The 23949-nt window shown below is 69.5% G+C and carries 26 protein-coding genes and 1 pseudogene; 15 read left to right on the forward strand and 12 right to left on the reverse strand.

What is annotated here, in order from left to right:
* The first annotated feature begins 170 nt into the window (after window positions 1-170).
* The 6 genes from NDR87_RS02720 (at window position 171) to NDR87_RS02745 (ending at window position 4758) form a co-directional block, all read left to right on the forward strand.
* A complete protein-coding gene (locus NDR87_RS02720) occupies window positions 171-542 on the forward strand; it encodes a hypothetical protein (protein ID WP_251908951.1) in 372 nt (123 codons plus the stop codon).
* The gene (locus NDR87_RS02725) at window positions 532-1485 is read left to right on the forward strand and encodes a hypothetical protein (RefSeq protein ID WP_251908950.1); all 954 of its coding nucleotides are present in this window, start codon (window positions 532-534) and stop codon (window positions 1483-1485) included. The genes NDR87_RS02720 and NDR87_RS02725 overlap by 11 nt, the downstream gene beginning before the upstream one ends.
* A complete protein-coding gene (locus tag NDR87_RS02730) occupies window positions 1482-1940 on the forward strand; it encodes a roadblock/LC7 domain-containing protein (RefSeq protein WP_251908949.1) in 459 nt (152 codons plus the stop codon). Before NDR87_RS02725 ends, NDR87_RS02730 begins: the two co-directional genes overlap by 4 nt.
* A 10-nt stretch (window positions 1941-1950) precedes the next feature.
* Window positions 1951-2322 carry a hypothetical protein gene (locus NDR87_RS02735; RefSeq protein WP_251908948.1) on the forward strand — a complete coding sequence of 124 codons (372 nt, stop codon included), beginning with the start codon at window positions 1951-1953 and terminating at the stop codon, window positions 2320-2322.
* A 358-nt stretch (window positions 2323-2680) separates the two neighbouring features.
* Window positions 2681-3466 (forward strand): DUF4239 domain-containing protein, encoded by a 786-nt coding sequence (locus tag NDR87_RS02740; RefSeq protein ID WP_251908947.1) that lies wholly within the window; start codon window positions 2681-2683, stop codon window positions 3464-3466.
* Window positions 3467-3870: 404 nt separating this feature from the next.
* On the forward strand, window positions 3871-4758 hold the full coding sequence (locus tag NDR87_RS02745; protein ID WP_251908946.1) for a hypothetical protein: 888 nt from the start codon (window positions 3871-3873) through the stop codon (window positions 4756-4758).
* Between the two features lie 278 nt (window positions 4759-5036).
* Here NDR87_RS02745 and NDR87_RS02750 read toward each other — a convergent pair whose 3' ends face one another.
* Complete coding sequence (locus tag NDR87_RS02750) at window positions 5037-5375, reverse strand: carotenoid oxygenase family protein (RefSeq protein ID WP_374211124.1); 339 nt, start codon at window positions 5373-5375, stop codon at window positions 5037-5039.
* Window positions 5317-5520 (reverse strand): annotated as a pseudogene (locus tag NDR87_RS37830) (carotenoid oxygenase family protein); the annotation flags it as partial. The pseudogene NDR87_RS37830 and the gene NDR87_RS02750, both read right to left, overlap by 59 nt.
* A 122-nt stretch (window positions 5521-5642) precedes the next feature.
* Between NDR87_RS37830 and NDR87_RS02755 the strand changes: the two are divergent.
* Complete coding sequence (locus NDR87_RS02755) at window positions 5643-6098, forward strand: hypothetical protein (protein ID WP_251908944.1); 456 nt, start codon at window positions 5643-5645, stop codon at window positions 6096-6098.
* 406 nt (window positions 6099-6504) lie between these two features.
* Here NDR87_RS02755 and NDR87_RS02760 read toward each other — a convergent pair whose 3' ends face one another.
* The 3 genes from NDR87_RS02760 to NDR87_RS02770 all read right to left on the reverse strand — a co-directional run bounded on the left by NDR87_RS02760 (window position 6505) and on the right by NDR87_RS02770 (window position 8924).
* Window positions 6505-7470 carry a nitroreductase family protein gene (locus tag NDR87_RS02760; RefSeq protein WP_251908943.1) on the reverse strand — a complete coding sequence of 322 codons (966 nt, stop codon included), beginning with the start codon at window positions 7468-7470 and terminating at the stop codon, window positions 6505-6507.
* Between the two features lie 110 nt (window positions 7471-7580).
* On the reverse strand, window positions 7581-8246 hold the full coding sequence (locus tag NDR87_RS02765; RefSeq protein ID WP_251908942.1) for a response regulator transcription factor: 666 nt from the start codon (window positions 8244-8246) through the stop codon (window positions 7581-7583).
* A gap of 96 nt (window positions 8247-8342) precedes the next feature.
* On the reverse strand, window positions 8343-8924 hold the full coding sequence (locus NDR87_RS02770; RefSeq protein WP_251908941.1) for a hypothetical protein: 582 nt from the start codon (window positions 8922-8924) through the stop codon (window positions 8343-8345).
* Between the two features lie 190 nt (window positions 8925-9114).
* Here NDR87_RS02770 and NDR87_RS02775 point away from each other — a divergent pair, with 190 nt between their 5' ends.
* The 5 genes from NDR87_RS02775 to NDR87_RS02795 all read left to right on the forward strand — a co-directional run bounded on the left by NDR87_RS02775 (window position 9115) and on the right by NDR87_RS02795 (window position 13873).
* Window positions 9115-9414, forward strand: coding sequence for a hypothetical protein (locus NDR87_RS02775; RefSeq protein ID WP_251908940.1), 300 nt, complete (start codon window positions 9115-9117; stop codon window positions 9412-9414).
* 10 nt (window positions 9415-9424) lie between these two features.
* Entirely contained in the window at window positions 9425-10030 is a 606-nt protein-coding gene (locus tag NDR87_RS02780; RefSeq protein ID WP_251908939.1) for a flavodoxin family protein, read from the forward strand.
* A gap of 88 nt (window positions 10031-10118) precedes the next feature.
* Window positions 10119-11876: a hypothetical protein gene (locus tag NDR87_RS02785; protein WP_251908938.1), complete on the forward strand. Its 1758-nt coding sequence runs from the start codon at window positions 10119-10121 to the stop codon at window positions 11874-11876.
* A gap of 12 nt (window positions 11877-11888) precedes the next feature.
* Window positions 11889-13598, forward strand: coding sequence for a hypothetical protein (locus NDR87_RS02790; RefSeq protein ID WP_251908937.1), 1710 nt, complete (start codon window positions 11889-11891; stop codon window positions 13596-13598).
* Between the two features lie 101 nt (window positions 13599-13699).
* A complete protein-coding gene (locus NDR87_RS02795; RefSeq protein ID WP_251908936.1) occupies window positions 13700-13873 on the forward strand; it encodes a CsbD family protein in 174 nt (57 codons plus the stop codon).
* A 34-nt stretch (window positions 13874-13907) separates the two neighbouring features.
* Here NDR87_RS02795 and NDR87_RS02800 read toward each other — a convergent pair whose 3' ends face one another.
* The 7 genes from NDR87_RS02800 to NDR87_RS02830 form a co-directional block, all read right to left on the reverse strand.
* A complete protein-coding gene (locus NDR87_RS02800) occupies window positions 13908-14705 on the reverse strand; it encodes a MerR family transcriptional regulator (protein WP_251908935.1) in 798 nt (265 codons plus the stop codon).
* Between the two features lie 49 nt (window positions 14706-14754).
* Window positions 14755-16257: an NAD(P)/FAD-dependent oxidoreductase gene (locus tag NDR87_RS02805; RefSeq protein ID WP_251908934.1), complete on the reverse strand. Its 1503-nt coding sequence runs from the start codon at window positions 16255-16257 to the stop codon at window positions 14755-14757.
* A complete protein-coding gene (locus NDR87_RS02810) occupies window positions 16254-17174 on the reverse strand; it encodes a ferritin-like domain-containing protein (RefSeq protein ID WP_251908933.1) in 921 nt (306 codons plus the stop codon). The genes NDR87_RS02805 and NDR87_RS02810 overlap by 4 nt, the downstream gene beginning before the upstream one ends.
* Before the next feature lies 1 nt (window position 17175).
* Window positions 17176-18057 carry an SDR family NAD(P)-dependent oxidoreductase gene (locus tag NDR87_RS02815; protein WP_251908932.1) on the reverse strand — a complete coding sequence of 294 codons (882 nt, stop codon included), beginning with the start codon at window positions 18055-18057 and terminating at the stop codon, window positions 17176-17178.
* 1 nt (window position 18058) lies between these two features.
* The gene (locus tag NDR87_RS02820; RefSeq protein WP_251908931.1) at window positions 18059-19060 is read right to left on the reverse strand and encodes an alpha/beta hydrolase; all 1002 of its coding nucleotides are present in this window, start codon (window positions 19058-19060) and stop codon (window positions 18059-18061) included.
* A 93-nt stretch (window positions 19061-19153) separates the two neighbouring features.
* Entirely contained in the window at window positions 19154-19426 is a 273-nt protein-coding gene (locus tag NDR87_RS02825; protein ID WP_251908930.1) for a GlsB/YeaQ/YmgE family stress response membrane protein, read from the reverse strand.
* Between the two features lie 9 nt (window positions 19427-19435).
* Window positions 19436-20578 carry a GGDEF domain-containing protein gene (locus tag NDR87_RS02830; protein ID WP_251908929.1) on the reverse strand — a complete coding sequence of 381 codons (1143 nt, stop codon included), beginning with the start codon at window positions 20576-20578 and terminating at the stop codon, window positions 19436-19438.
* A gap of 213 nt (window positions 20579-20791) precedes the next feature.
* Between NDR87_RS02830 and NDR87_RS02835 the strand changes: the two genes are divergently transcribed.
* The 3 genes from NDR87_RS02835 to NDR87_RS02845 are packed head-to-tail and all read left to right on the forward strand — an operon-like array spanning window position 20792 to window position 23919.
* The gene (locus tag NDR87_RS02835) at window positions 20792-22213 is read left to right on the forward strand and encodes a hypothetical protein (RefSeq protein ID WP_251908928.1); all 1422 of its coding nucleotides are present in this window, start codon (window positions 20792-20794) and stop codon (window positions 22211-22213) included.
* Window position 22214: 1 nt separating this feature from the next.
* Window positions 22215-22904, forward strand: coding sequence for a response regulator transcription factor (locus tag NDR87_RS02840; protein ID WP_251908927.1), 690 nt, complete (start codon window positions 22215-22217; stop codon window positions 22902-22904).
* Window positions 22894-23919 carry a sensor histidine kinase KdpD gene (locus NDR87_RS02845; protein ID WP_251908926.1) on the forward strand — a complete coding sequence of 342 codons (1026 nt, stop codon included), beginning with the start codon at window positions 22894-22896 and terminating at the stop codon, window positions 23917-23919. Before NDR87_RS02840 ends, NDR87_RS02845 begins: the two co-directional genes overlap by 11 nt.
* The last annotated feature ends 30 nt before the right edge of the window (window positions 23920-23949 follow it).

Genomic DNA, 23949 nt, shown 5'->3' on the forward strand with positions numbered 1-23949 from the left:
GAATTTCATTCCCGGGAGTATTAGAAACCGAAAGGTGTTGAATACCATCGCGTACTGAATACCCGATGGTATTCTCTCCGAATTTGCCGGACATGAGCCATCAATATTGTGTAGCGTCTGCACCCGAAACACTCACGGGGAACGGCGAAGTGATCAGTATCGACGGCTGCATGAAACGCATCATGAACATTCCGGGTGCGCGCAGCGTAACGCTGGTGGACGGTTCGAGCGGATTGTCGGTCGCGGCCGCGGGCCGACACGCCATGGTCGACCAGCACGAGGACGCGGCGTCGACAACGGACGTGGTCCGGGCCGTATTGTCCTGTCCCGCACTGACCACCGGGCGGACCGGCGACGATGTCACCGAGATCATCATCGGCGGCACCTACGCCTTCCACCTGCTGCGCCTGGTCGCCGGGGACTTCGACGGACGGCTGTTCGTCCATGTGCTGTTCGACGGTGACAGCGGCAATCTGGCCATGGCCCGCTATCAGTTGCAGGTAATTCTCGACGAATTCGCCGAGGACGGCCGTGGCCATTGATCTTGCCGTCGAACTGCACCGCCTGGAAATACTGCGGAGCACGGGTGTGCTGAGCGCGGGCGATGGCGCGTTCCATATCACCGAGGGTGCGATCGTCCGCGCGGACTGCCGCCGGACCACCGGCCTGGACCGGATGGTGGTCGAGGCCGGGGTGGCCACGGCCGAGGACTGGCAGCGCGCCGGTGCGGGCGATCCGGGCCATGTGTTGGGGCGACCGCGACTCGAGACGCTGGCCTTACTGTCGGTCTTCGATGCCGCCTACTTCCTGTTGGCCGCACCGTCGGTGCCCGAATTCCGGTCCGCGCCACCGCATTGGCTCGCCCCGGTCTGCCACATCCGCCCGGCCACCCTGGTGGACGAGTGCGCCCGCCGCGGCGATCCGGAGACCGGCCCCTGGCCCGCCCGGTTGGTCGACCGCGCGCCCGTCGTACCCGCCCGCCACATCCGACTCGGCCGGGTCGCGCTCACCGGCGGCCAGGCCGAGGTGCTCGCCGCCGCCGACGGCCGCCGCAGCATCGCCGCCATCGCCCGCGACCTCGGCCGCACCACCTACGGCTGCCTGGTGTCGGTGCGCGAACTCACCGCGGCGGGCCTGATCGAACCACCCACCACCGAAACCGCCGTAATTCCCCTTCCCCGAAGGGTTTCCGGTCCGACGATGCCCACAGCCGCACTGCCCATCCCGGCGTCCGACGTGACGACCGCGCTGCCACCCATGGCGGCTCCCGAGGCCGACTCGCCCGGTCCTGCCGGCCCCATGACGCCGGCTCGCACGAAATCGGCTCTCAGGTCGCGGGTTTCGACCGACTCGTCGGATCGGCCGAAACCCCTGGCGAATTCGGCCGTCCGGCGGCCGCCGGGCCTGCTGCCGCCGGAGCGCTGGGAGCCGGTCGACCGGGATGTGCTGATTCGCCTGCGGGCGGCGCTGGAGGAGCTCAGGTGAGCGCGCGCAAGAAGCGGCTCGGCGAACTGATGGGAAGGTTGACCAAGGTGACGATGACCGGACCTGGACCGGACGCCGCGGTACTGGCGGAGCTGAAGGCGTTGCGAGAGCGGGTACCTCAGCTCACCGGCGCGCTGGTCGCCTCGAGCGACGGTCTGCTCATCGCCCACGATCTACCCGATCACATCGAGCCCAACGGCATGGCCGCCCTTGCCGCCTCCCAGCTGGCGCTGTCGTATCGGCTGGCCTCCACCGCGCACGGCGGCAGCTTCGACGAGGTCGTGGTGCACGGCTCGAGCGGCCACGTGGTGGTCTACGCCGCGGGCTGGTCCTCGCTGACCGTTCTGGCCGGGCCGGAGGCGAATGTCGGTCGGCTGCACCTGGAATCGCGTCCGGTGGCCCGCGCCATCGCCGAACATCTCACCGCCACCACCAACGGAACACACACCGAATGAAAGGAACACCATGTCGAATATGGATCTGGCCCTCAAGGACATGATGGTCATCGACGGCGCGGTCGGCGCCGCGGTGGTCGACTACAACAGCGGCATGGCACTCGGCATGCTCGGCAGCTCCAAGAGCCTGGACCTGCAGGTCGCCGCCGCGGGCAATACCGAGGTGGTGCGGGCCAAGATGCGCACGATCGATCAGCTCGGGCTCAAGGAGGACATCGAGGACATCCTCATCACGCTGTCCGGCCAGTACCACATCATCCGGCCCATGACCGGCCGGAAGTCCAAGGGGTTGTTCCTGTATCTCGCGCTGGACCGCGGCCGGGCCAATCTGGCCCTGGCACGGCATCGACTCAAGGGCATCGAGGAGGAGCTGGACGTGTGAATCCCGCTGTACCCGTTCGGTATTCGGGCTCACTGTCCCGCACCCGCGACGGTGGCGCGCCGATACCCGCTGGTCGGCACAGGGGTCTGCCGGGGCGTGTGCGCGCGGCTCCGGCATTCGATACCCGAGGCCGGGGCTTCGCGCGTGTCGGGCATCCGCGCGGCCATCAATTTGCTAAACAGTTGCTATCAAACAACTAGTCATCACACTTCGGTAACGAGGTGATCGTTTCAGCACCACCGGGCGACTAGTCTCGAATCGGACCCCTCGCCCTGCGCCTGCGCCGAGCCCACCTCGGCTGCTCCACCTCGCATTCGACACAGCACCACAGCGACTCGGATCGGGAAGGTACTGCGGGATGGCTAAGGTATTGCTCGTGGCGGTCATCGCGGCGACCATCGCGGTGCTCGCATTCGTGATCGGGGATCGGCTGCGGCCGAAGTCGTGGTGCCATGCCGGTGACGAGGTGGCCAGTACGCTGGCGCTGGATCTGGTGAAGACCTATTTCACCGCGCTGGTCGCCTTCGTCTTCGTCCTGGGCTGGCAGCAGCACAACGCGGCGCACGACCACACCGTCAGCGAGGCCAAGGGCCTGGTCGAGACCTATCGGGCGGCCGAATCGCTGCCGCAGCCGCAGCGCCAGCGCGTCCAGCAGCTCATCCGCGACTACACCGACGAGGTGCTGACCCGGGAGTGGCCGCTGATGGAGAACGAGAGCCGGATGAGCACCGCGTCCGCGGACACCTTCGAGACGCTGCGCCGGACGGTGGTGGCGATCCGCACCTCCGATCCGGCCGTCTCCGAGGCCCGGTCCAAGGCGCTGTCGGGAATCGAGAAGGCGGCCGCGGCGCGCCAGGACCGCGGCATCGATATGGAGCGCACCGTCCCCCAATTCATGTACATCGCACTGTGTTTCGGCGCGGGCATGGTACTGCTCAATCCCGTTCTCAACGGTATCCGCGTCACCCGCCGCAGCATCGCGATGAGCGGGCTGCTCGGCATCGTCGTCGGGGTCGCCCTACTCGCCATCCACGACCTCGAGCGCCCCTACACCGGCGCCATCCACGTCCCCCAGGACGCCTTCCAACAGGCCAAGGCCGACTATCACCGCATCGGCACCGCACCCGACTACTTCGGCGAATGACCCCCCGCCACCGGGCGACCCCGGCCAAGACCCTCGCCCTGGCCCTAGCCCTGGCCCCCCTCACCCTGTACGCCCCCGCCCTGGCCGACCCCGCTGCCGACCCAACCCCGTCGGCCTGGGGTCCCGCCACACCTCCAACCGAAACAGTCTCCGCCCCAACCGAACCCACACCCCCACCGCTTCCCGCAAATGAGCCCGCGCGATACGAACCGCTTGGCGGACAGCATTCCGGGGACCGGAGCGGTGTGCCGCTGGAACCGGAAGCCCCGGCCGATCCCGCACCCTCGTCGGTCCTCGCAAACGAGGCCGAGCGATCCGAGCCACCAAGCGGCGAACAGCAGCACGAAGGCCGAGGCGGCGTGCCGTTGGAGCCGGAGGCTCCAGCCGATCTAGGACCTTCGCCGGTGCCCGGAAACGAGGCCGCGCGAGCCGAGCCCGGTGGTGTGCGGGAGCCCGGGGGCCAGGGTGGTGTGCCGTTGGAACCGGAGGCCCCGGGCGACGCCGCGCCTCAGCTGCCGCCGACCGCGCCGTCCGGCAGTGCGGGCGGGCCGTTGGCGGTTCCGGCCACCGGCAGCTTCGAGATGGAGCGGCCGCTGTCGCTGCAGCCGCGCGACGCCGTGCGTCCGGTCGTTCCGCCCGCGGCCCAGGGGCAGGTCGATCGGGGCGAGAATGCCGTTGCGGCAGCCGATTCCGCGGCCGGGGATACCGCGCTGTCGGGGCTGGACAGTGGCAGCTGGCTGGCCGCCTGTGCGAGCGGGGCGGTGCTGGCCGGGTCGGCCATGGCGACGGGCTCGGTGACCGGCAGCGCGCTGCTGATTCCCGCGCTCTACATTGGTGCGTTCGGCAGTGCGTTCGTGCTGGGCTCGGGCGTTTTCGCCCCGGCCGGGCTGGCGGGCTCGGTGCTGGCGGGCGCGCCGGGGTCGGTGTACGGGAGCTCCGCGCTCGGGAGCGCGATGGCGGGAAGTAGTGCGCTGGCCTGCCTGATGGCCGTGCCGACGCCGCCCCCGGTGCCCGAATTCCCGCTCGGCCTGCCGCCGCTGCCGCTCGGCCCGGTCGGCACGCCCGTGGGGGCACCGGTGGCCCCGGCGGGGGTTCCGGGCGCGCCCCCGGTACCGCTTCCGCCCGCGCAGCTGCCGCTGTCCCCCGTCGCGGGCGGCGCGGAGCCCACCACGCCGCTACCCGCCTGGGGGACAATCGAATTCATCACCGTGCTGATCGTCGTGGTAGTCCTCGGCTCGCTCGGCACCGCCACGACCAGCAGCGGTTCCAGCGGCAAGCGGCCGCGCTACTGAGCGAGCCACTGCCGACGAGCACGATCTCGGGCACCGCTACGCCCGCGGATTCGGCTGCGCGCGCGATGATCTCGACGATCACCGCGTCGAAACCGAGGCCGGCACGAGCTTAGCGACGGCGACATCGCACCTCGAAGGGCGGCACAGTCCCGCCGGAGCATCGCATCCCGCCCGCGCGGCAGGCGCGCCGCGTCACGGATATGGGCCATGGGCATCGTCGATCCTCGCAAACCGCAGTCGATCGCGGTGGCCAGGGCGAAGGCGTCGAAGGTCACCGCTCAGTCCGCCGGCCGGGCCGCGGCGCGCATGCGCGCACCGCTGACCCAGGTGGCGTGAAATCCCAGCGGGACCCGGGCCGGAATGCCGAGGCGGCACGCCGGGCCCGCGCTCAGATCGGCGGCGTCGTAGATCCACACCTCCGCCCCATCGGTATCGCCGTTGTAGGCAAACATCGTCAACCAGGCGTCGTCCTCGGCGCTCGCGTCCGGCCGGGGCACTACGGTCATCTCGCTGCCGAAGACGTTGCCGCCGAACGGCTGAGTCTGTTTGGCGCCGGTCAGCACGTCGTATTTGACGACGGCGTCGAAGAGCATGGTCCGATCCACCGACAGCCGCATCTGATACGCCCAGCGCCCGCGCCGCCCGGCAGGCCACCATGACGATCTCGTCGCCGTCCTCCCAGGCATTGACGGTGTGATAGATGTAGCCCGGCTCGGCCTCGAACCAGCGCGCCCGGGCGCCGTCGCCGCGCCGGGGCAGCACCGCGAAGCGACTACACCAACTGTAGTCAATCGGCCTCGCCGGACCCGGCGCCGCCGAGATTTCACCGGCCCGCCGCCTCGCAAAAGCGTGGCTTTGCCCGGTATGCGCAATACCGTGGAGATATGCGCACTTTCGTACACCTGGTCCTGTTCGCCTGTGCCATCGTGATGGCCGTCGGGGCGTTCGGCCCGCTGATCGGCCCGGTTCAGGCCGGGGACGTGCGACTCACCGACCTGCGCGACGGCCTCCCGGCCGGTCGATCACTGGATCAGATCGCCGGTCAGTCGGTGTCGTTGCAGGTCTCACTGGCCGTACTGCTGCTGGGCATCGCCGCCGTCGTGCTGCTGGCCGCGCTGTTCGGCTCGCGCGCGCTGGGCTGGCTCGGCGTGCTGGCCGCCATCGCCGCCCTGGGTGTGCTGACCTTCCGGCTGAACGAGCGGTTCGGCCAGGAGCTGCGCACCGACTACCGGACCCTGCTCGACGGCGCCTGGGGGCTGTACCTGTTCGGCGGCGGCGCGCTCGTCGCGCTGCTGTGCGTGCTGGTGCCCCGGGAGCGCCGGGCCGCCAGGGCGTCCTAGCGACGCGCCCCGACCCCTCCGCCCGCAGCCGCCACCCTTGAAACTTCCGGCCGCGTAGCTCACTGGCGGCGGAAGTGGTTGCGGGCCTCGCTCTTCCGGTCCGCGCCCAGGCCTTGCCGAACCGGTCCGTACGCTGGCACATGCGCGACGCGGCGTCGAACCGCATCCGCACGCGTCCGATCCGCCCGCCGCCCGCCTCGCAGGCATGCGGAATGCGGCTTCTCAGCGGCACGTTGTCGCCGGACACGCCGAAAAGGCTGCCGGTGCCCCCACCCGAATGACATACCCGTCTCATCTCGGCGCATGGCCGACTCCTCCCGTGTCGAGACTTCGTCATCTTCATGAGAGACATGCCTCATGTCAAGACGTTTCTCTTATGGGGAGTCGTCCGCAACGCGTGCGCGATTCAGTCCGTGACCACGTCCTCGAGCCCTCGCCGCGGCGTTTCGGGCAGCGGGGAAAGCCCCAGGGGCACTCCGGCGCGGACCATGGCCTGGGGATACTCGCCGTCGCAGATCGCGTAGCGGATCTGCTCGCGCAGATCGACCACGCCCAGCGGCTCGGTCTGCACGCAGGTGGACAGGCCCAGATCGGTGGCCGCCAACAACAGCGCGCTGAGGGTTTCACCCGCGCGCAACTGTGCGGCGCGGTCGTCGCCGTCGGTGCAGATCGTCACCCAGTCCGCCGCGTCCGGGCGCGCGGTCGGATCGATGAGCGCCGGATTGTGGAAGTCGCGGCCCGGCAACAGATCCTCGGCCCGAATCGGCGCGATATTGCGCGCGGGAATGCCCTCGGCCACGCCGTCACGCAGCCCGCTCCACGCGGCGAGTTCGACCTGGTAGAGCGCGTCGTCGCGATGGCGTTCGGCCGCGACCCGGATCAATTTCGCCAATTGTGGTCGCGCCGAATCCGATACCGGCCGCACGCTCGCACCGAAACGCCCCGCGTATTTCGCCGCCGACCGCAGATACAACCGGGGTATGCGGCCGGAGCGGAACCGGCGTCGATCGCTGCGGCGATGCACCATGGCCGCGGTCAGTCCGATATCGATGCCGGTGGGGCGGCGCGGGGTGAGCCGGAGTGCGGCGAGGTGGTCCGGATCCCCGGGATCGGGCACGTGGCGCACGTGCGCGGCCCAGCCGAGGGTGGCCAGCGCGATGCGCAGGTGGTGCAGGGCGACGCCACAGCTGAGAATGAGGGCGCGCCGCTGCGGATCGGTCGCGGCGAGGTGCCGGGCGGGATCGGCGTACAGGTCGAGCGTGTCGGCGACCAGCCGCCAGCGCCACGGTTGGGAATTGTGCAGCGATGGGGCGCGCTGCGCCAGTCCGATTGCGGCCCTTATGGTTTCGACACCGGGATAACCCCGAGTCATGGGAGTCCTTTCGAGCGGGAGCATGTGCACCGTCCAGTGTCGCCAGGTCGGCGGAGGGTGGCATCGCGCCGAAGGTCACGAAAATTGGTGACCGATGGCCGGTCCGATGGTCACCGCGCGCGGCCCGAGCCCGGATCCCCCGGCGACAGGCCCAGTTTGGTCGCCATGATCGCGGCCTGGATGCGGCGGTCCAGACCCAGCTTGTGCAGCAGCTGCGAGACGTAGTTCTTGACCGTCCGTTCCGACAGGAACATTCGCCCCGCGATCTCCCGATTGGTCAGTCCCTCGCCCAGCCAGCGCAGCAGTTCGCGCTCGCGCTGGGTGAGCTCGCCCAGCGGGCCACGCCGCTGCTCGGCCTCGGCGCGCATGCGATTCATCAGGATCTCGGTGGCGCGGACGTCCAGCAGCGCCCGGCCCGCCGCCACGGTGCGCAGCGTGTCGAGCAGCCGATCGGCGTCGATATCCTTGAGCACGTACCCGTTCGCACCGGCCAGCACCGCCCCGATCACGGCCTGCTCATCGGTGAACGAGGTCAGGATCAGACTGCGCAGCCCGGGCATGCGCTCGCGCAGCTCACGGCACAGCTCGATGCCGCTCCCATCCGGCAGCCGGACATCCAGGACGGCGACATCGGCCTCCGAGCGCGGTAGCGTGGCCAGCGCCTCCGCGCAACTCCCGGCCTCACCGACCGTCTCCAGGTCCGGCTGCGCGTCGATCAGCCCGCGCAGCCCCATCCGGACCACCTCGTGGTCGTCGACCAGGAAGATCCGGACCATCCGCACAACCCCTTCGGACCGAATATCGGCGTCGTCCGCTCCGCTGCGGGCTACCCGGCAAGATCATCGGCAAACCTCCGGCGCGCGCCTGCGCCGTCACCGCTTCCAGCTCGTGGCGGTACACCATGCCACCGCCAGCAGCACCGTGAACGCCAGATAGACCGGCACGCTCACGATCACCGGCACGGTCCAGCCCCGGATGTGGTGCGCGTGCCACAGGCAGTAGGCGGTGACGCTCAGTAGCGTCGCGACAATGCCGCCATAGGTGACCAGGGACTGAATCTTCAACGGCCAGGGCTGAATTCGGAAGTCGGTGACCTTGCGCGCGCGTTCGCGGCCGATCTCCTCGAAGGTCACCCCCGCCGCCCACAGCCGGGTGGCGGCGTACAGCCGCGCCTCCAGAATTCGGATGGACCGGTTGCGGGTCACGATGGTCGCCATCAGCAGGACATGGAAGGCCGCGACCATCCACAGCGGGAACGGGATGAGCACGGACCAGACGTAGGACCGCTTGAGCTCGTGGAACTGGGCGGCCATCACGCCGAGGTAGGCGACCGCACCCGCGATCAGCGCCAGCGACACATTCAGATGCACCTGCTGATCGCCCCGCTCGGCGTCGTACAGACTCGTCAACGCGGCAACCTCCGCCCGCTCCACTTCGGGCGTCGGCGAGGTCATACCTCGAGCTTATGCCTGGTCAGAACCGCAATCGGCGATCATGCCGGGTTGTGACCGAACAGCCTCCGATCCGCCACGCGCCGTGATCGGTCCGACATTCGCGCCGCGATTGCGAAAGCGAAACGCGGGTACTGCAGCAAAAGGATCCGAGGCACCGAACGCCTCGGACACGCTGACACGGAGGTGCACGATGGCAAGTGCGGATCAGGCCCGACCGGGTTTCCCGGACACCTCGCGGACCACCCGCAGTCACGCCGGTGAGGGCATCGAGGACGGTTACAACATTCCGGGCATCGTGCTGTGCGCGATCGGGCTCGTGGCCCTCGCGGGCGCGCTCACCGCCGCCGGTTACGGCTTCTCCGGCTGGGCGATCGTCGGCGGGGTGGTCTGCGCGGTGAGCCTGGTGGCGGGCATCGGCTGGCTGTTGATCGAACACCGCCGGATCAAGGCCAAGGAGGGACTGGACCTGCACGACCAGCGCGGACACTGAGGAGGCGACGATGACGCTGAATGCCCTCGCCCTGGTATGCACATTGAAGCGATCGCCCGCGGAATCGTCGAGCGACCTGATCGCCCGGCAGGTGCTCGACGAGCTGGCGGCCAACGACGTGAAGGGCGAGGTGCTGCGCGTCGTCGACTACGACGTGTATCCGGGCGTGCGGACCGACGAGGGTCCCGGCGACGAATGGCCGCAGATTCGCGAGCGCCTGCTGCGCGCGGACATTCTGCTGATCGCCACGCCCACCTGGGTCGGGCATATGTCCTCGGTGGCCCAGCGGGTGCTCGAGCGGCTGGACGCGGAGATCTCCGAGACCGACGAGCAGGGGCGGCCGAGTATGACCGGCAAGGTCGGCGTGGTGGCGGTGGTCGGCAACGAGGACGGCGCCCACAAGATCGTCGCCGATCTCTTCCAGGGCCTCAACGACATCGGCCTCACCATCCCCGCCCAGGGCTGCACCTACTGGAACGATCAGGCGATGGGCGGCACCGACTATCTCGAGCTGGACAGCGTGCCGGACGCGGTGGCCGCGACCACCGCCACCCTGGCCCGCAACGCGGCCCATCTCGCCCGGCTCCTGCGGGACAACGAATACCCGGGCAAGTGACGCGGTTGTGATTGTGCTGCACCGCGGTTGAGCACATTCGGCATATTTCACGTGGTCCGACATCCACGACGCTGGCAGTGTGCTGGCCATGAGTGATGCGGGTCACCGGTCGGGGCGGTGGCGGACCACAGTGGCATTGGCCGTATCCGCGGTGATCGGGGCGGGCATGACGCAGATCTCGGCCGCCGCGGCCGATCCCGGTCCGGTGAGCGCGGCCTCGGATCGGCAGGAGCGCGAACTGTCCACGCGCGACGGGATCGTCACCTCGTATGTGAGCCTGGCACTTCCGTTGCCGCCCAACGCTCCCCCGCATCCCGCGAACTGCGACCGGGTCGGCTATCTGCGCTACCGGCCGGTCGACGGACCCGCCGAGGCCACCGCCGCCGAGCATGTCGTGGTGCAGCAGCAGGGCATGTTCGGCGGCGCGGTCAACTCCGCCAGCGTCGCCTTCAACACCGTGCGCTCGGCGCGCGCCATGGGCCAGAAGATCGAATTCTGGTCGCTGGCGCGGCGCAGCACCTGCCTGGACGAGATCCGCGGCTTCGATCACGCGCTGCAAACCGGCAACTACCTCGACGCGGTCGACTACTACTTCAACGGCAAGCCGATCGACGGGCAGGTCTCCCCGGGTTTCAAGACCTCCGAACAACTTCCGGTGCTCGACTTCATGGGCCTCGAGCGCGTCGTGCGCGACCAGTACGAGGTCATGCTGCACGAGATCCCCGATCAGGCCGAGCGAGCGCGCAAATACGTCTGCGCCGGAATCTCGCTGGGCGGCCTGGTGACCGGGCTGTTCTCGGACTGGGACTTCGACGGCCGACCGGGTGCGGACCAGTGCGCGGCCTTCGCCGCACAGGACACCATGGTCTCCTCCGATCCGGTCGCCATCCAGAACACGCCCCTGCTGGCCGACCTCACCGATGCCATTGTGGGACCGACGAATTCGGTGGTGCAGGCCGGATTCCGCGGCGACATCATGCCGCGGGTATTCGGCGGCACACCCATCCTGGGCAGCCGCGGATTCATGATCCTGCGCCTGGCCGGGCTCGCCGCACATCTGGACCCGGACGGCGAAAGCCAACTGCTGGCGCATCTTCCGCGCGAGTTCGACGTCGAGGCGACGCTGAACTATCTGCTCGCCCCCAGCTGGGCGGCCTTCGCCAGCAACGGGGCCAACGGCGAGGGCGGCGTGCGGGACTTCCGGTTCACCAATACCGCGCTGCTGGGCATGCTACTGGACAACAACTCCAACAACTTCCAGCTGCTGCAGCAGAGTGTGGGGGCGCTGTCCGGCGGGCCGGTGCAGGAGAAGACCTTCCCGAATCCGGGTGAGCTGACCCAGCTTCCGCTGTTCGGGAACTTCCTGCGGATCAGCGCCGGACCGCAGAAGCGAGTTTTCCCCACCGATCGCTCGGCGCTCTACACCTGGCGCAACTACGACGATGTGCGCGGGGTGTCGTTCACCTCGCCCAATCACGAGGTCGCCGACATCCGCGACGCGGCACGGCAATTGGCGACCGGATCACCGGGCGCGTACTGGGAGACCTACTTCCCGCTGCGGCTGACCGTCGATATCGGCGCGGGCTACGGCGGCGCGCGCAGCGGCAGTATGGCCGGGCTGCGCTACGCCGGAATGAGCCGCGTCAAACCGAATTTCATCGCCTGGGCCGGGGACAGCGCCATCCAGTTCACCGTCGGCAGCTTTTTCCCGATCCCGGCCTCGGCGCATATGGTCACCCTCCCCGGCTACAACCACGTCGACACGATCGCCGCGGCGGCCGTGCAGAACGACGGGCAGCCGGATTACAGCGGCGAGTTGCTCGCCCGGTTCATCAAGACGCTGTGACGACGGAGCCTCATGCACCACCGACTTCCCCTGCTCCGGCTGTCCGCGGCGATGGTCCTGATCACCGCGGTCGGCGCGGGTTATGCCGCGGCACAGCCGGATACGTCGACCTGGTACGTCCGCGCCGGAGCTCCCGCGCCTGGAAACGGCGCGGCGGACACTCCGTTCGCCTCGCTCGCACAGGTCGAGGCCGCCTCCCGCGACGGTGACACCATCGTGGTGCTCCCGGCCGCGGGCGCGCTGGACGGCGGCATCGCGCTCAAACCCCGTCAGCGCCTGCTCGGCGACGGCCCGGCGGTGCCGAGTGCGCCGCCGGACGCGGCGCTGCCCCGGATCACCAACACCACCACCGCGCACAACGGCGACGCGGTGGTGCTCGCACCCGGCAGCGAGGTCCGCAATCTGGCCATCGCCGGGGCGCGCCGCGGCGGCATCTACGGACGCGACGCGGTGAACGCGGTCATCGCCGGAAACGATGTGGCGGGCACGAATTCGGGCTGCGCCGACGGTTTCATGATCGGCCCGTTCATGATTCCTCCCGGTATCGGCATCGGTGTCGCGATGCCGCCGCTGCCGGATCTGATCGCGCTCAACAACGGCTGGGCGGCCGTCATGACCGACTTCGCCACGACCACCGGCACCATCACCATCGCGAACAATTCCGTGCGCGACACCGCCTGCGGCGACGGCATCGATATCCGCGGCAGCGGCACCAGCGATATCACCGCCCGGGTGAGCGGCAACGCGCTGCGCAATATCAATCTCGGCGTGGGCAAGCTGTCGGTGCTGGCCATGGGAATCCAGGCCACCGACACGGCCCGGCTGCGCGCGGTGCTGGACGGTAATTCGCAGCTGGACATCGCCTCGCCCGACATCTCGCCGATCAACGAGATCGCCGACAGCGAGGGCATATTCGTCAATGCGCTCGGCCGCGCCGATCTCACGGTGGATATCGCGAACAACACCTTCCGGGGCGGCGGCGGGAACTTCTCGGCCAACGGGCTGGAGTACGTCACCACCAGCGGCACCCCGACCAGCCGGGTCACCGTGACCGATTCGAGCTTCGACACCGTCGTCGGCGACCTCATCGAGAACTACAACCTCAGCACCCAGGGCGCGCGGCAGTCGCTGACCCTGACCAACGTCCGCGCCCGGCATTCGCACTTCCCCGGCGCGGCACTCAACGCGGTGATCCCCGCCAATCTCGGCACCTGCCTGGTGTCGACGAATTTCGGCCGCACCGGACGAACCGATCTCACCGTGACCGGCTCGACATTCGGCGACTGCAGCGCCGACGGCATCGGACTGCTCGCCTTCACTCCCCTGGGCCCCGAGCCCGCGACCGCCGAACTGACCTTCGACATCAGCGACACCACCGTCGACGGCACCGCGGCCCACGCGCTGAACATCGTCAATGTCGGCGACACCGCGACCCTGCGCGGCAGCCTGGCCCGCACCACCCTCGCCAATGCCCGCCAATCCATCGTGCACGTCGCCAACCGGGGCGGCACCATCGGCACTGCCGCCATCGACCTCGGCGGCGGACCCCTCGGCAGCCCCGGCCTCAACTGCGTGTCCACCGTGGGCGTCCCGATCGAGGTGATCGGCCTTCCCGTCGCTGCCCAGCGCAATTGGTGGGGGCGTCCGGAGGGTCCGAACGTCGCGGGGCTCGACGCCACGAATGCCCTGAGCACCTCCCCCCGGCCGGGCTGCGGGGCCTGACAGCGGTGAAGCTCGTCCGTTTACGACCGCGATGACCGGTTATCGCCAGGATGCGGGCTCGAGCCGAGCGGCCACGCACACCATTCGGAAAGGGGACGCATATGAGCGCCACCGACAAGGCGAAGAACAAGCTCGACGACCTCACCGGTAAGGCCAAGGAGAAGATGGGCGAGGCCACCGACGACCGGGAGACGCGGAACGAGGGCAAGGCCGACCAGGCCAAGTCCGACCTGAAGGACGCGGGCGAGAAGGTCAAGGACGCCTTCCGCCACTGATTCCGCGGCTCGCACCCACGCGGGAGGTCCCGGCTCAGAGCCTGCCGGGGTCTCCCGTTTCCATGGGTTCACCCGTGGCGTGCCGTTCGGCCGCGGTGGCGAGGTAGGCGCTCAATTCCCGCCGCAACGTCCGGTCGAGCGCCTGTTCGAGCGATTTGTGCACCGTCGCCACACCCAGCTCCCGCAGGTGGTTGAGCATCTTCGTGGTCTCGGCGATCTCCTCGTCGCTGCCCGGCAGCCAGCCCGGTCCGTGCTCGGCGACGATGTGATCCTTGGCCGCGGCCACCATGGTGTCGGCAATGTCCTGCACCCGCTCGACCACCGCGGCGTGCACCTCGATCAACCCGCGCAGCCCGAAACCGTAGCCGTGCAGCGCGCCGAAGGTCTCCAGCAGTTCGGGGTGGGTGAATTCCACGGTGTCGCCGTGCAATCGGATCAGTCCCAGCTCGGCGAGCCGGTCGAGTTCCTCCGGCCCGACCGCCCCGTCCGGATCGTCGCCGAACAGCGTGTCGACCAGCTCGCGCGGCACCGACATCGGTTCCTCGGGCGAACCCCACGTCGCGGTGACGGCCTGCTGCAGGCCGAGGATCTCGGTGAGGTCCTTACCGGTCTCCCAGCTGGTGATGAAGTCGGCGATATGGGCGGTGGTGAAGCCGCGCTGCAGCAGCGCATCGATGATCTTCAGCCGGGCCAGATGGGAGTCGTCGTAGATGAGCGCCCGGCCGCTGCGCCGCTCGGGCGTCGGCAGCAGCCCGCGCTCCTGGTAGTTGCGGACATTGCGGGTCGTCGTGCCGGCGGCGCGAGCGAGATCGTCGATGCGGTATTCCGCCATTCGCGTCTCGCCCCTCCTCGCTCGGCCGTCGCTCGAACCGATGTCGACCTTAGCCCAGCCGGGCCGCCATCCGGCGCGCGGCGCCCGCGCCCGCGCGCGGCGTGGCCAGATAGTCGTCCGGATCCACGGCGGCCAGCTGGCGGGTGAACTGGGTGCCGAAGCCGGGATACATGGTGGCGTTGAAGCCGTCCTCGGTGAGATACCAGCTGCGGCAACCGGAATTCCAGGTGGTCGCGGCCAGCCGCCGCTGCAGCGCGGCGTTGTAGCGGTCCTGGCGGTCCCGGCGCACCTCGAGCATGCGCAGATCGCGGTCCAGCAGCAGCCCGATGGCGTCGGTGAGGTAGTCGATCTGGGCCTCCATGTACACCAGGGCCGAATTGTGCCCGGGCCCGGAATTGGGTCCGAAGGTGAAGAACAGGTTCGGATAGCCCGCGACCGCCACGCTCTTGTAGGCGTAGGCCCCGCGGCTCCACTCCTGGGCCAACACCCGGCCCCCGCGCCCGACGATCGGGAACGGCGTGCCCTGTGTGGACACGTCGAAGCCGGTGGCGAAGACGATGCAGTCGGCGCGGTGCTCGATGCCCTCGGCGGTGCGGATGCCGTGCGGGACGATTCGGGCGATCGGCCAGGTGACCAGCTTACAGTTGGCGCGCTGCAGCGCCGGGTAGTAGTCGCTACTGAGCAGCAGCCGCTTGCAGCCCGCCCGGAAGTCGGGCGTGAGCTGGCGGCGCAGCCACCGATCGCGCACCTGCGCGCGCAGGTGCAGCAGCGCCACCGATTCCACGACGCGGGTCAGCGGGGAGTTCCACACCACGCCCAGCGCCACCGATTCGTGACCCCAGAACCAGGCCTCGCGGGCCAGCGTCTGGGTCAGCGGCACGTCGCGGTACAGCCTGCGGGTCAGCGGGTGGGTGGATCGGTTCACCCGCGGCAGCACCCAGCCGGGGGTGCGCTGGAACACCTTGACCGAACCGGCCGTTCGCACCAGCTCCGGAATGATCTGCACCGCGCTGGCCCCGGTGCCGATGACCGCGACCGTCTTGCCGGTGAAGTCGTAGTCGTGATCCCAGCGGGCGCTGTGGATCCGGTGGCCGGTGTAGTCGTCGATGCCCGCGATGGCCGGGTAGCCGGGATTGGCCAGCGGTCCCGACGCCATGACGACGCTGCGCGCCTTGACATTCGGATGTTCGGCGAACGACATATCCCACAGCCCGCTGGCCTCGTCGAATTCGAGGCCGGTGACGGTGTGGCCGAATCGGATCGCCGGGCGCAGCGCGTGATCGTCGACCATGCGCTCGATGTAGTCCAGGATTTCCGCGCTGCCGGAATAGGTATGCGACCAATTCGGATTCGGGGCGAAGCGGTAGGAGTACAGCCGCGAGGGGATGTCGCAGGCCGCGCCGGGATAGGTGTTGTCGCGCCAGGTGCCGCCGACCCGGGTGTCCCGCTCGAACAGCACGAAATCGCCGATGCCCTTCTGCCGCAGGCGGATCGCGGTCCCGATTCCGGCGAAGCCCGCGCCGATGATCGCGACGTCGAGTGCCCTCGTCATGCGACCGGCTCGTAGGTCAGTTCCTTCGACCACGTGGGCTGTGGCGGCAGGAAGCGGTCCGGGATGCGGGCGGTGAGCTTCACCAGTGCGTCGGCGAACAGGTGGTAGGGGTGGTGGCGGTCGATGACCCAGTTGCCGTGCGTCTTCACGATCCGATACATCGGCACCCGATTGGCCAGCGGCATCCGCTCGCCGACGGCGCGGTATTTGCGCAGCGCGGCGTAGAGCTTCTCCTCGTCCACGCCCATGGCGACGATGTTGTCGCGCATCTTGTTCAGCAGCGGGACATAGCTCAGCACGCCGATCAGCAGCGAGGGCTTCACCCAGCCGCCGACCAGATCGATGAACAGCTTGCGCGCCTGGGCGTGGCCCAGCAGCTCCATCACCGCGTAATCGGTTGCCAGGTGGCGCGATTCGTCGGAGTTGATCTTCTTGAACACCTCCTGCGCGACCGGGTCGGAGATCTCGTCGGTGATGAACTTGATCAACGCGCCGTCCAGGGCCACCTCGAGCATGGGGATGACCGTGCCCAGAAACGACAGCGACATGCCGTCTGAGTGCTTGTCCAGGAAGTCGATCACCAGCTTGACATTGATATTCGGCTCGGGGATCTCCTCGCCGTCGAGCATGCCCCAGCGCCGCATCAGCGCCAGTTCGGCATTGGCGTGGCGCTGCTCCTCGGCGTGGAAGTAGCGGTAGATCTCGCGCAGGGTCTCGGTCGGCGCCTTCTTGGCCATCGCGGCGAAACCGCGAGCGCCGACGTTTTCGATCCACATCAGATCGGCCATGAACGGCCTGAGTTTGACGTGCAGTTCGGGTGAGATCCGCTCCGCACCCGGTGCGTCCCAATCGATCTCGGCCAGCGCCCACTGGCGGGCCTTGATCTTGGCCAGCATGGCGTCGAAGTCGAAGGCCATGTCACACTCCTGTCTTCGTTGCGGGGGCCGCCGCGGCGGCCGGCTCCGGCTGCGGCAGCACTCGATTCAGCACGCCGAGGGCGTGGGTGTACAGCGCCGGAAACTGCCGTTTGAGCAGCCAGACCGCGCGGGCGTCCAGTTGCGGCAGCACGTAGAGGCGGCCGTCGTCGTTGGCGTCCAGCGCGTTTCGCGCGACGCGTTCGGGCGAGAAGCCGGTGCGGCGCATGAGCTCGGCGGCCAGCCGCGACGAGCCCGCGGTGATGCGGCCGTCGCGCACCACATTGGTCTTGACGAAGGTGGGGCACAGCACGGTCACGGCCACGCCGCTGCCGGACAGCTCCGCGGCCAACGTCTCCGACAGCGAGATCACCCCGGCCTTGGACACGTTGTAGACCGCCATCCCGGGCGCGGCCGCGAAACCCGCGGCGGAGGCGACATTGACGATGCCGCCGCGCCCCGCCGCACGCAGCCGCGGCGCGAAGATCTCGCAGCCGTGCACCACGCCCCACAGATTGATGCCCAGCGCCCACCGCCAGTCCTCGAAGCCGATGTCGCCCACCGGCTTTCCGCCGATGCCGACCCCCGCGTTGTTGATCACCAGCGTGGGCGGGCCGCCGAAGGTCAGCTCGGCATGCAGCGCCAGGCTTTCCATATCGTCGCGATTGGCGACATCACAGAAGTAGGCGTGCGCGGTGCGGCCGTGGTGGCGTTCGATCAGGCGCACGGTTTCCGCGGCGCGGTCGGTATCCACATCGGCGCACAGCACTTCCCCACCACGCGCGGCCAATTCGAGGGCGAAGGCGCGGCCGATTCCGCTGCCCGCGCCGGTTACGATCGCCTTCGCGTGGTGGGTGCGGCGGGGTCCGGGGGTGAAGATACCCATCTCAGCTCACCTTCGCCCGCACGGACGTATCGGACTGGGCCAGGGCGTCTTTCACGAACGCCGCCGTGCGGCGCAGCGCGGGGACGGCCTCGGGCACCAGCAGCGGCAGGGCCTGGAAGACGTGGATGCGGCCGGGCCACAGCTCGAGGTCGCACTGTCCGCCCGCGGCGACCACCATGCGCTGCCAGGCCCGGGCATCCTCGGACAGCATCTCCCCGGCGCTGGCCTGCACCAGCATCGGCGGTAGCGGCGCACCCGGCGGGACCACCAGTCGCAGCCGCGGCGAATCCGGCGGCTGCCCAGCGGTATACAGCTCGAGCAGGCGACGACCGACCCGCGCGGGGGCCATCGGATCGGGCCGCAGCCGGTCCTGGCGTTCGGCGAGCCCGAGCGTCACATCCAGCAGCGGGGAGAACGCGAACACCCCGGCGGGCTGCTCGATTCCGGTGCGCAGATTCTCGAGCAGCAGATCCAGCGCCAGATGCCCGCCCGCCGAATCGCCACCGATCACCAGATTGTGCGCCCGCAGACCCTGGGCGAGCAGCCAGCGATAACCCGCCTCGACGTCCTGGGCCGCGGCCGGGAAGCGATGTTCGGGCGCCAGGCGATAGTCCACGACGAATACCGGCAGCCCGGTCAGCCGCGACAGCCGCGCGGCCAGCCCGCGATGGGTGCGCGCGGAGCACACCACATAGCCGCTGCCGTGAATGAAGTAGATCGCCCGCGTACCGTGCGCGACCCCGGCCGCCCGCACCCATTCACCCCGCACGCCGCCCGCGCGGACCGGGGTGACCCGGGTGCCGGGCGGTACCGGGCCGAAGGTCGCCATGACACTCGCGATGAGCGCGCGGCCGATGCCGATCCCGATTCGATTGGGCGGCAACACCGCATGCACCTGCCGCAGTCCCAGCACCGAGGCCGAGGCCGCGAGCCGGGTGCGCCGGGCGGCCGCGGCGGGAACCGCAGCCGGGGTGCCGGTCGCCGTTGACCATGTACTTGCCATGCATCACAGCATCAATTGCTTATGTGCCATTTGTCAATGGCACTTTTTGGATACGAAAAAGGCCGACGATCGTGATCGTCGGCCCTCCCCGCGTCAGTGCGCCGATCGCCGCCCGGTCGCCAACCCGACCAGGAACAGCAGAATCACCGCACCGGCCAGACAGGTCAGGAAGCTGAAAACCAGTCCGCCGCCGGCCACGTCCACTCCGAACAGCCGCAGCAGGAACCCGCCGAGCAACCCGCCGACAATGCCCACGACGATATTGAGCAGCACACCCTGCTGCGCATCCGTGCCCATGATCTTGCTGGCGATCCAGCCCGCCAGGCCGCCGACCACGATCCAACCGATGATGCCCAGTCCGAGCATGTCGTCCTCCTATCCGCGGGCGCCGGTCGTTCCGGCGCGTTCGTCTCGATCGCTATACCCGCTGTCCGGCGAGCAAACCATTGCCGGCGGATTGCCGGACTCGTCCACGGCCACCGCGTTGCCGCCCTGCTGCTTCGCGCGGTACATGGCCGCGTCGGCCCGATGCATCAACTCGGCGAGCGTCGGGCCGCAACCGCCGCGACGGGGACGATCCGGGGCCAGGCAGGCCATTCCGACGCTGGCCGTGACAGCGACCGGATCGGCCGCCTCGGCGACTGCCCGGCGCAGCCGCTCGGCGGCGACCCGGGCGCGGTCCGGCGGCAGCAGGGCAAGCACCGCGAACTCCTCACCGCCGATGCGAGCGACGATCGCCTCGCTCGGCGCGGCGGCGCGCAGCCGGGCCGCGGTATTACGAAGAACCTCGTCGCCCAAGTGATGGCCGAAGGTGTCGTTGATCGCCTTGAACCGGTCGAGGTCGATCACCAGCACGCAGGCGTTCGCACCGCCGTAGAGGAGATGGCGCGCATAGAACTCCAGTCCGCGCCTGCTCGACACCCGCGTCAGGGGATCGCTGAGGATGTCGGTCCACAACAGCCAGCAGCCGAATTGCAGGCCGGGGAGCAGCACCAGGCAGACGATCGACATCGCGAGGATCACCGCGAGCGCCGGGATGGCCTCGGCGCCGGACAGCTTCGGCCACAGCAGCACCATCGCCGAGGCCACCGCCCAGACCGCATGTGCGGCAAGCACTTTCGGGCTGTGGAAGAAGGTGAAGTAAACGCCGACGGCGATCAGCAGCACGAGCCCGGCGAAGCGGCACAGATAGCTCTCCGAGCGCACGCACACCACCGTCAAGAACACATCCGCCCCGCCGAGCAGCAGAATCGAGCCCACCGCGACCGGCACCGGCAGAAACCACCAGCGCAGTGCCCACAGCGTGGCGATGGCCGCGAAGACGAGCACTACCTTGCGGTCGGCGGCATGCTGCGCCGAGAACGCGCTCAGGAACAGGCCCACGGCCGCGGCCATACCGCCCGAGCCGACCACGACCTTCATCCACATCAGCGCCGAGCGGGACGCGATGGTGTGCACCAACCAGCGGTAGTGACCGCCCTGGTTCCACCAGGGCCGGACCAACTCCCGACTACTCATGGCGACCCCTTGGCTGCTCACCGATACATGATTGCTATTAGTTAACCACCGAGTCTATTCCGTGCCGATCGGCGGGATGCGGGCGCGATCGGGCGCGTGACCGAAGTCTCCCGCACGATCGCACCGCGGAAAACGGTGACGAAAGTCTGACCAGAGCTGGACCGATGCCCAGCCTGCCGGGTTTCGGCCGCCGACCGCCCTAGGGTGTATCCCGTGCCGAACCTCACCCTCCCCGCCGCGCGGCACGGCACGGCGAGCCGGGCGGACCTGGTCTGCGCCGGGGTCGCGGTGGCCCTGGTGGCCATCGCGATGGCGGTGCCGCGAATCCTCGGCGAACAGTGGGACGGACGCCTGTCCGCGGGCGCTGCCCCGTTGATCGGCGCGGGGCTGCCGCATGCCGGATGGGGCACGGTGCCCGCCATCGCGATCGCGGGTCTGGTCATCGCCTACGGTCCGAGTCTGGCGCACCGGCTGCCGTGGCGGGCGCTGCTGGCGCTCACCTGGTTCACCGCGGTGTGCTGGGCCTTCGCGCTGGCCATGGTCGACGGCTGGCAGCGCGGTTTCGCGGGGCGGCTCAGCACCGGCGACGCGTACCTGCCCGAGGTCGGCGGCATCACCGGCATCGGACCCATGCTGCGCGAATTCTCCGGCCGCATCCTGGATTTCCAACCGAATTCCTGGCCCGCACCCGTCGCGGGCCACCCGCCCGGCGCGCTGCTGACCTTCGTCCTGCTCGACCGGATCGGACTGGGCGGGGGCGCGTGGGCGGCGTGGCTGTGCACGCTGGCCGGTTGCAGCGCGGCGGTCGCGGTGGCGGTCACGCTGCGCGCGCTCGGCTCGGAGCAAAGGGCCCGCGCCGCAACGCCTTTCCTCGCCCTGGCACCGGCCGCCGTCTGGCTCGCGGTCTCCGCCGATGCCCTGTTCGCCGGGGTCACGGCATGGGCGGTCGCCCTGCTGGCGCTGGCCCTGCGCGGCCACGGCGATCGGCTGCTCTGCGCGCTGTGCGCCGGACTGCTGTTCGGGGTGGGCCTCCACCTCGGCTACGGGCTGGTGCTGATGGCGATTCCGGCGGCCGCGGTGGTGACCATCGGCCTCGCCGCCGCCCGGCCCGCCGCGTACACCTTTCGCCCGGTCCTCGTCGCCGCCGTCGGCCTGGGCTCGATCGTCGCCGTGTTCGTCGCCGCGGGCTTCTGGTGGTACACCGGCCATCCCCTGGCGGTGCAGCGCTACTACCAGGCCACGGCCGCCGAGCGCCCCAACTCGTACTGGGTGTGGGCCAATCTCGCCGCGACCGCCTGCGCGCTGGGCCCCGCGACCGCGGCCGCGCTGCACCGGGTCAGGCCCGAACTGACCCGGACCTTCTCGGTGAAACTCGCCACCCCGCAGAGCCTTTGGCGTCCGCATCTGGCCAGCGCGGAGCCGGTCGCGCTGCTCGCCGCGGCCGGGCTCGCGGCGATCCTGATGGCCGACCTCAGCGGGCTGAGCAAGGCCGAGACCGAACGGATTTGGCTACCGTTCGATATGTGGGTGCTCGCGGCCGCCGCGCTGCTGCCCGCCCGCGGCACCCGGCTGTGGTTGGCGGCGCAGGCCGCCACCGCACTGCTGGTGAACCATCTGGTCCTGACGAACTGGTGACATGATGCGCATTCTGGTGGCCGACGACGATCCGGTGGTCCGGGAGGTGGTGCGGCGCTATCTCGAGCGCGACGGGCTGACCGTCGTGGAGACCGCCGACGGTCCGACGACGGCGGAGGTGTTGGCGCACAACGACATCGATCTGGCGATCCTCGATGTGATGATGCCGCCGCCGGACGGTATCGAGCTGTGCCGAGCCGTCCGCTCGGGCCCGCGCCCGGAGACCCCGATCATCCTGCTCACCGCGCTCGGCGAGGAGGACGATCGCATCGTCGGCCTGCGGGCTGGCGCCGACGACTACGTCACCAAGCCGTTCAGCCCGCGCGAGCTCGCGCTGCGGGTGGCCTCGGTGCTGCGCCGCGCCAATCCCGCGCCCGCCGCGGATGAGGTGCTGCGCGGGGGCGATGTCGAACTGCGCCGCGCCGCGCGCACCGTCCGCGTCGCCGGTCGGCCGGTGGATCTCACCGCCCGCGAATTCGACCTGCTGGCCTTCCTGCTGGCGCATCCGCATCGGGTGTTCAGCCGCGAGGAGCTGCTGGCCCAGGTGTGGGGATGGAGCTTCGGGGACCTGTCCACCGTCACCGTCCACATCAAGCGCCTGCGCGCCAAACTCGGCGACGCGCACCGCATCGACACCGCCTGGGGGCGCGGATATGCCTGGGGCAGAGGCGATTCCGGCGATGCCCGCTGAGACGCTCGGCCTGATCGCCTACGCCCTGGCCGGGTCGCTGCCGGTCGTCGTGGTTGGCGCGCTGCTGCTGCGCTGGACCCGCAACCGCTCGCTCACCACGAGTACGGCCGTGCTGGTGTTGATCCCGACCTTGGCCACCCTCACCGGCGTGATCGGGGTCAGCGGGCTGATGTTCACCGACGAGCTCGAACGCACCGCGATCGTACTCGGTGTGGTGACCGCGGTGACCGTCCCCGCGGCCGTGCTGCTCGGCCGCGCCCAGGCCCGAACCATGGTGTGGGAGAAGGAGATGCTCGAGCAGGAGCGCGCGGCCGAACGCTCCCGCCGCGAGCTGATCGCCTGGGTCAGCCACGATCTGCGCACCCCGTTGGCGGGCATCCGCGCCATGGGCGAGGCGCTCGCCGACGGGGTCGTCGATCAGCCCGGCGACGTCGAGCGCTACGGGAATCAGATCGTACGCGATACTCACCGGCTGGCGGCGATGGTCGAGGATCTGTTCGAGATGTCGAAGATCAACGCCGGGGCGCTGCGGCTGGCGCTGGAACCGCTGGATCTGCGCGAGGTCGTCGACGAGGCGATCGCCACCAACGCCCCGACGGCCGCCCGCGCCGAGATCGCCCTCGCCGCAACCCAACCCGAGCACCGTGTACCGGTGGCGGGCAGCGACCGGGCGTTGAGCCGGGTGCTGACCAATCTGATCGCCAATGCCCTGGCCCATACCCCGTCCGGCGGCCGCATCGATCTCGGCGTCGGGATCGAGGGGCGCGAGGCGTGGGTGCGGGTCGACGACACCGGTCCCGGCATCGCGGCGGCGGATCTGCCGCGGATCTTCGAGGCGGGCTATCGCGGCAGCAGCGCTCGCACCCCGACCGCCGCCGAGCTGGGCAGCGGCAGCGGGATGGGCCTGGCGATCGCGGCCGGTCTGGCGCAGGCACACGGCGGCGCGATCCGGGCCGGGAATCATGGACGGGGGGCGCGTTTCGAGGTGCGGCTGCCGCTGTTTGTTCCGCAGTGACCCGGGTAGCCGCTGACTGTGCCGGAATCA

Origin of the sequence: Nocardia sp. CDC159, from assembly GCF_023740735.1 — a bacterium.
Classification (GTDB): domain Bacteria; phylum Actinomycetota; class Actinomycetes; order Mycobacteriales; family Mycobacteriaceae; genus Nocardia; species Nocardia pulmonis.